We start from the raw sequence: 5,297 nt of genomic DNA, 5'->3' as shown, positions 1-5,297 counted from the left end.
ACCACCCCCCCCGTGTTTCCTCCCCCCCCCCAAAACCCCACGGCGACAAGGGGGCAGGCTGGCCGGGCCGTGGATTCCGATTTCACACTTCTGGGTAATAGTCCCGCATGAACGGTGAGGACGAGCTCGAAGAGCTGGACGAGGAGTCGCTGCACGACAGCGAAGCGCTGCCCGCCGAGCGCCCGAACCCGCTGATCATCGCCGCCAGCGTCACGGCCCGCGGTGGCGTGCTCTGGCTTCCGGTCGCGGGACTGCTCGCGTTGTCGGGCAAGAAGAAGGCCGCCGGGCGCGCGCTCACCGCCGCGGCCGTGGCGATGCCGATCGGCCACCTCGTGAGCCTCGTCGTGCACCGCCCCAGGCCGCAGGCCGCGAACATCCCCGCGCGCCAGGCGCTGCCGGAACACCCGGACTCGTCGTCGTTCCCGTCCAAGCACGCGGTGACGGCTGCCGCGTTCGGCACCGCCACCGCGTTGGAGGACCGCAAGGCCGCGATTCTCGTGACACCACTGGTGCTGCTGGTCGCCTACAGCCGCCTCAGGACCCGTGTGCACTGGCCCACGGACGTCCTGGGCGGACTGGTGATCGGCGCGCTGGTGGCGCTGGCTCAGGCCGGGATCGGCCGTTCCGCCAGGGCCAGGGCGACGGCGTGCAGGTTGTTCGCCATGGTGCGGCCGGTGCTCTCCGACCACTCGTGCCCCTCGTCGGTGTCGGAGTAGCTCGGGCCCGGCCCCGGTCCGCGGTTCCAGTACGTCCACGACTGGCCGGGGATGGTGTAGCCGATGTCGCACAGGCCGCCGTTGATCTCGCTGATCACGTGGTGCGCACCGTCCTCGTTGCCGGTCACGACGACACCGGCGACCCGGTTGTAGGCGACCGGACGGTCCTGGTCGTCGGTCTCGGAGATCATGGCGTCCATCCGCTCCAGCGCCCGTTGCGCGAGCGAGGACGGGTGCCCGACCCACGTGGGCGTCGCGAACACCAGGATCTCCGCGTCCAGCAGGGCGGCGTGGATGCGCGGCCACTCGTCGCCGGGGCCCAGATCGGTCTGCACGCCCGCTGGGATGGTGTGGTCCGCCAACCGGAACGTCGTGACCTCGACGTCCTTCTTCGTCAGCTCGTCGACGACCACCTGGGCGAGCAGGTCGGTGTTGGACTGCTCCGGTGACTTCTTCAGGGTGCAGTTGAGCACCACGGCACGCATCAGGGCTGCCTCCACTTCTCGTCGGTGAGCATTCCGCCGGCCTGCGGCCCCATCAGGGACATGCCGCCGTCGACGACGAACGACGCGCCCGTCACGTAACCGGCGGCGGGGGTGGCCAGGAACGCGACCACGGCCGCGACCTCCTGGGCGTGACCGGGACGGCCCAGCGGCACGCCGGGCCGGGGCCGGGTGTGCGGGTCGACGTCCTCCTGGCCGGTCATCGGCGTCGAGATCTCGCCGGGTGCCACGGAGTTGACGGTGATGCCGTGCTCGGAGAGTTCGAGCGCGAGCACCTGCGTCAGCGCGCCGAGCCCGGCTTTCGCGGCGCAGTAGGGCGCGGCACCGACGCGCGGCAGGTGCTCGTGCACCGAGGTGATGTTGACGATCCGGCCGCCGCGCCCGGCGTCGATCATGTGCTTGGCCGCGCGCTGGCAGCACAGGAACGCGCCGTCCAGGTCGACCGAGAGCACCGAGCGCCAGGTGTCGAAGGGCATTTCCACGACCTTCTGGCTGCTGCCGGTGCCCGCGCAGTTCACCAGGACGTCGACCCCGCCCAGCTCCTCGGCCAGTTCGTCGACGACGGCGGCCGCGGTGGGCAGGTCGGTGAGGTCGAGCTGCCGGACCGCGCACCTGGCGCCGGCCTCTCGCACCTGGTCGGCGGTCTTCGCGGCACCGTCGGCGTCGCGGTGGTAGGTGATGCCGACGTCGACACCACCGCCCGCCAGCGCGACGGCGACCGCCTTGCCGATCCCGGAGTCCGACCCTGTCACAACGGCGTAGAGGGGTGCGTTCATGGCACGCGTGTACCCACGGGCTTCGCGGGCATGCGAAGGCCGAAGTGGTTCAGCGTCCTGGGCAACGGCTCGCCGAGCGCGGGGAACGTGAGGTGCTCGCTGAGAGCGTCGATCATCGCGCTGCCGGTCGCGAGCACGAGGTCACGGCCGGGGCACACGCCAGGCCCGCCGCTGAACGGGACGATCGCCGGGTCGAGCGGTTTGTCCCAGATCTCCGGCGCGTACCGGTCCGCGTACGGCAGGCGGTCCGGGTCGCGGTGGAAGAACGGCGTGAACACGACGAACTCCGTGTTCTTCGGCAGCCAGGTGCCGTGCCAGCGGGTCGGTTCGGTGCTCTCGCGCAGGATCACCGGCGTCGTCGGCCACAGCCGCGCGGATTCCAGGATGCCGTGCGTGCCCCGTCCGCCGATGGCCAGCGCGCGCATCGTGACGATGCCGGCCGCGTCGAACGCGAACAGCCAGTGCGGCACCTGGTCGGGCAGCTCGGGGTGGTACTCGTCCAGCCTGCGCTGGAACCGTTCCCGCAGACCCTCCTGCCGCGGGTGCAGGAACGCCCAGTTCGCGTTCTGCCGCAACGCCTTGAGGTCGTCGGTGAGCTGGTCGTCGTCGCGGGCGCGGTCACCGAGCACGATCCTGCGCACGATCCGCCACCACGCCTGGTCGAACGAGTCCCAGGTCAGTTCGCCGGTGCTCATCACGTGCCTCGTCAGCAGGTCGGCCTCGTCGCGCACCACCGCGCCGATCCGCTCGTGGTCGGGGCGCAGCGCGCGTTCGTTGAGCTCCCTGCGCTCCTGCCGTGCGGCCCCCTCGGAGATGAGCACGCCGTGCGGCTGGAAGTGCTTCAGCGCGGCCTTCTTCTCCTTCGTCGCCGGCGCGAACGGTTCCGGCGACTCGGCGAGGAGCCGGCCGACGTCCGCGGGGTCGACCAGGACCGCGACGCTGCGTCCGGTGATGCGCAACCGGACCGGTTCCGGGCCGTAGCGGTCGCGCAGGTGCCGCATCGTGTCGATGGCGGTCGCGTCGGACTGCAGCTTCTCGGAGAACGCCATCACGCCCGGCCGGCGCACGATGACGCCCTTGGCCAGCGTGGGCAGCAGCACCTTCGCCAGCACTCGGGTCGTGTCGAGTCGTGAAGAGATCGCCATACCGGCGGTTACCCCTCGTAACCCAGGTGTGAACCGTCCTGACCGGGGGTATTCGCGAATCGGCTCGAACCAGGAGGTCGTGATGCCAGCGGGATCGAACGCGAAACGTGAACGCCAGTACGAGCACATCAAGGACTCCGCCCGCAGCCGTGGCGCTTCACCCAAGCGGGCGAAGGAGATCGCCGCGCGCACGGTGAACAAGAACCGCGCCCAGTCCGGCGAGTCCAAGACCGCGAGCAAGTCGTCCACGAAGGACATGTCGCCGCAGAAGCGCGGCGGGCAGCGGTCGGGCACCAACCGGCCGAAAGGCCCGACGAAGGAACAGCTTTACAACGAGGCCAAGAAGAAGAACATCAGGGGCCGCTCGACGATGACGAAGAAGGAGCTCGCGGACGCGCTGGGACGCTGACGTGGCCGAAGTGGACAAGACCTCGGCGCTGACGATCCTCACCGCTGAGCACTACACGTTGCAGATGGTGCGCACCGCGACGATCACCGACGCCGCCAGCCGGGCAGGTCAGCTGCTCACCACCATCTCCGCGTCGATGATCGCGCTCGGGTTCGTCGCCCAGGTGGTGCCGGCCAAGGTGCTGCTCGCGCTGATGCTGGTGCTCTTCACCGGCCTGTTCGCGATCGGCCTCGCCACCTTGTTCCGCACCGTGGAGCTGACGATCGAGGACGTGCAGGCGGGCCTGGGCATCAACCGGATCCGGCACGTCTACGGCGACCTCGAACCGTCCACGAAGGACGTCTTCGTCCGGCAGATGCACGACGAGACCGCGGCCGTCGAGGCCGACGCCGGGCAGACCGGGTGGCGCAAGGCCAGGCGGCCGCGGCTGATCGGCACCACGCTGGGCGTGGCCGGGTTCGTGAACCTGGTCAACGGACTCGTCGCCGGTGCCATCGCCGGTGCGGCCTGCGGGCTGCTGAACGCGGGCCTGACGTGGTCGATCACCGTCGGTGCGGTCACCGCCGTGGCCGTGATCAGCGCGTTCGGCGTGGCGCTCGGACGGATCGGACGGCGCGGCGTCGCACCCATCAGCACCCGCTATCCCAGGAACCAGTAAGAGGAGGACCGCCGTGCAGTACGACGTCGTCGACCTGATCATGCAGGACCACCGCGAGGTGGAGCGCCTGTTCGACGAGCTGAAGAACCACCCGGAGAAACGCCCGCTGCTCACCCCGGTGATCTGCGGCCTGCTCGTCGCCCACAGCCGGGCCGAGGAGTCCGAGGTCTACCCGGTCGCCAAGCAGGAGGCGGGCGAGACCGACGAGGTCGAGCACAGCCAGCACGAGCACGCCGAGGCCGAGCAGCTGCTGGCGAAGCTCCTCGACTGCGACTACGACTCGCCGCAGTACGACCAGATGCTCGCCGAGGTCGTCGAGGCGATCACGCACCACGTCCAGGAGGAGGAGAAGTCCGTCCTGCCGGGCATGAAGACCCGCCTGAGCGACGAACGCCGCCAGGAGCTCGGCGAGAAGTTCGCGCGGGTGCGCGCCGAGCACCTCGGCGACATCCCCGGCCAGGCGAGCAGGGAGGAACTGCTCGCGCAGGCCCGCAACCTCGGCCTGCCCAACGCCACGTCGATGAGCAAGTCCGAGCTGCAGCGCGAACTGCAGAAGGCCGCCGCCGAGTAGGCGAGGTCGATGAAGGGCGCCTTCATCCACGTGAGGTGGAGGAAGGCGCCCTTCATCGAGTTCGGCGTCAGGGCACGTCGAGCTTGAACGGGTCGTGCTCGGTGAGCAGCTTGTCCAGCCGGGCTCTGTCCACCCGGCTGGCGATGTAGCTGTCCTCCTGCCGGTCCCGGATCACCTTGGCCAGGGTGAACGCCGAGGTGACCGTGTAGAGCATCGCGATGCCCAGAAACGCGCGCACCCACCCGTCGACGGGCAGGAACACGACCCCGATGCCGACGGCGGTCATCGAGAGCCCGAACGACAGGACCGCCTGCAGGTAGAACGCGGGCGTCGACGGGGTGTGTGAAGACGCGGAAGAAGTCATGATCCCGAGAGTCCTGCGTCACCGCCGGACTGTCATGAGTACTGCTACTCATGTCCAGGTCACGACCTGGTCGCGGTGGGCCGCCCCCGACGAGGGGGGGCGCGGCGCCCCCGCCCCCCCCGCCGGGGGGGGGGCGGAGAAGAACCGGGAGGCCC

8 protein-coding genes are annotated in these 5,297 nt (G+C 70.0%); 4 read left to right on the top strand and 4 right to left on the bottom strand.

Annotated elements, in window-relative coordinates; genetic code table 11:
* Positions 1-107: 107 nt before the first annotated feature.
* A complete protein-coding gene (locus ABZV40_RS42115) occupies positions 108-716 on the top strand; it encodes a phosphatase PAP2 family protein (RefSeq protein WP_355455139.1) in 609 nt (202 codons plus the stop codon).
* Here the strand turns inward: ABZV40_RS42115 and ABZV40_RS42110 are convergent.
* The 3 genes from ABZV40_RS42110 to ABZV40_RS42100 are packed head-to-tail and all read right to left on the bottom strand — an operon-like array spanning position 605 to position 3,140.
* Positions 605-1,201: an NAD(P)H-dependent oxidoreductase gene (locus ABZV40_RS42110; RefSeq protein ID WP_355455137.1), complete on the bottom strand. Its 597-nt coding sequence runs from the start codon at positions 1,199-1,201 to the stop codon at positions 605-607. The genes ABZV40_RS42115 and ABZV40_RS42110 overlap by 112 nt on opposite strands.
* On the bottom strand, positions 1,201-1,995 hold the full coding sequence (locus tag ABZV40_RS42105) for an SDR family oxidoreductase (RefSeq protein WP_355455135.1): 795 nt from the start codon (positions 1,993-1,995) through the stop codon (positions 1,201-1,203). Before ABZV40_RS42105 ends, ABZV40_RS42110 begins: the two co-directional genes overlap by 1 nt.
* On the bottom strand, positions 1,992-3,140 hold the full coding sequence (locus tag ABZV40_RS42100) for a cytochrome P450 (RefSeq protein WP_355455133.1): 1,149 nt from the start codon (positions 3,138-3,140) through the stop codon (positions 1,992-1,994). The genes ABZV40_RS42105 and ABZV40_RS42100 overlap by 4 nt, the downstream gene beginning before the upstream one ends.
* Before the next feature lie 82 nt (positions 3,141-3,222).
* On the opposite strand from ABZV40_RS42100, the gene ABZV40_RS42095 reads away from it, so the two are divergent.
* The 3 genes from ABZV40_RS42095 to ABZV40_RS42085 are packed head-to-tail and all read left to right on the top strand — an operon-like array spanning position 3,223 to position 4,778.
* On the top strand, positions 3,223-3,549 hold the full coding sequence (locus ABZV40_RS42095; protein WP_355455131.1) for a plasmid stabilization protein: 327 nt from the start codon (positions 3,223-3,225) through the stop codon (positions 3,547-3,549).
* Between the two features lies 1 nt (position 3,550).
* A complete protein-coding gene (locus ABZV40_RS42090) occupies positions 3,551-4,207 on the top strand; it encodes a hypothetical protein (RefSeq protein WP_355455129.1) in 657 nt (218 codons plus the stop codon).
* Positions 4,208-4,220: 13 nt separating this feature from the next.
* Positions 4,221-4,778 (top strand): hemerythrin domain-containing protein, encoded by a 558-nt coding sequence (locus tag ABZV40_RS42085; RefSeq protein WP_355455127.1) that lies wholly within the window; start codon positions 4,221-4,223, stop codon positions 4,776-4,778.
* 67 nt (positions 4,779-4,845) lie between these two features.
* Here the strand turns inward: ABZV40_RS42085 and ABZV40_RS42080 are convergent, their stop codons facing one another.
* On the bottom strand, positions 4,846-5,142 hold the full coding sequence (locus tag ABZV40_RS42080; RefSeq protein WP_355455125.1) for a YiaA/YiaB family inner membrane protein: 297 nt from the start codon (positions 5,140-5,142) through the stop codon (positions 4,846-4,848).
* Positions 5,143-5,297: the final 155 nt, after the last annotated feature.

Source organism: Lentzea sp. NPDC004782 (assembly GCF_040609115.1).
Lineage (GTDB): Bacteria > Actinomycetota > Actinomycetes > Mycobacteriales > Pseudonocardiaceae > Lentzea.
This window is presented reverse-complemented; position numbering and strand designations above follow the sequence as displayed.

Bases quoted from the DNA above. Each gene is read 5' to 3' on its own strand.
- ABZV40_RS42115 (WP_355455139.1), top strand. From the start codon at position 108: ATGAACGGTGAGGACGAGCTCGAAGAGCTGGACGAGGAGTCGCTGCAC.
- ABZV40_RS42110 (WP_355455137.1), bottom strand. From the start codon at position 1,201: ATGCGTGCCGTGGTGCTCAACTGCACCCTGAAGAAGTCACCGGAGCAG.
- ABZV40_RS42105 (WP_355455135.1), bottom strand. From the start codon at position 1,995: ATGAACGCACCCCTCTACGCCGTTGTGACAGGGTCGGACTCCGGGATC.
- ABZV40_RS42100 (WP_355455133.1), bottom strand. From the start codon at position 3,140: ATGGCGATCTCTTCACGACTCGACACGACCCGAGTGCTGGCGAAGGTG.
- ABZV40_RS42095 (WP_355455131.1), top strand. From the start codon at position 3,223: ATGCCAGCGGGATCGAACGCGAAACGTGAACGCCAGTACGAGCACATC.
- ABZV40_RS42080 (WP_355455125.1), bottom strand. From the start codon at position 5,142: ATGACTTCTTCCGCGTCTTCACACACCCCGTCGACGCCCGCGTTCTAC.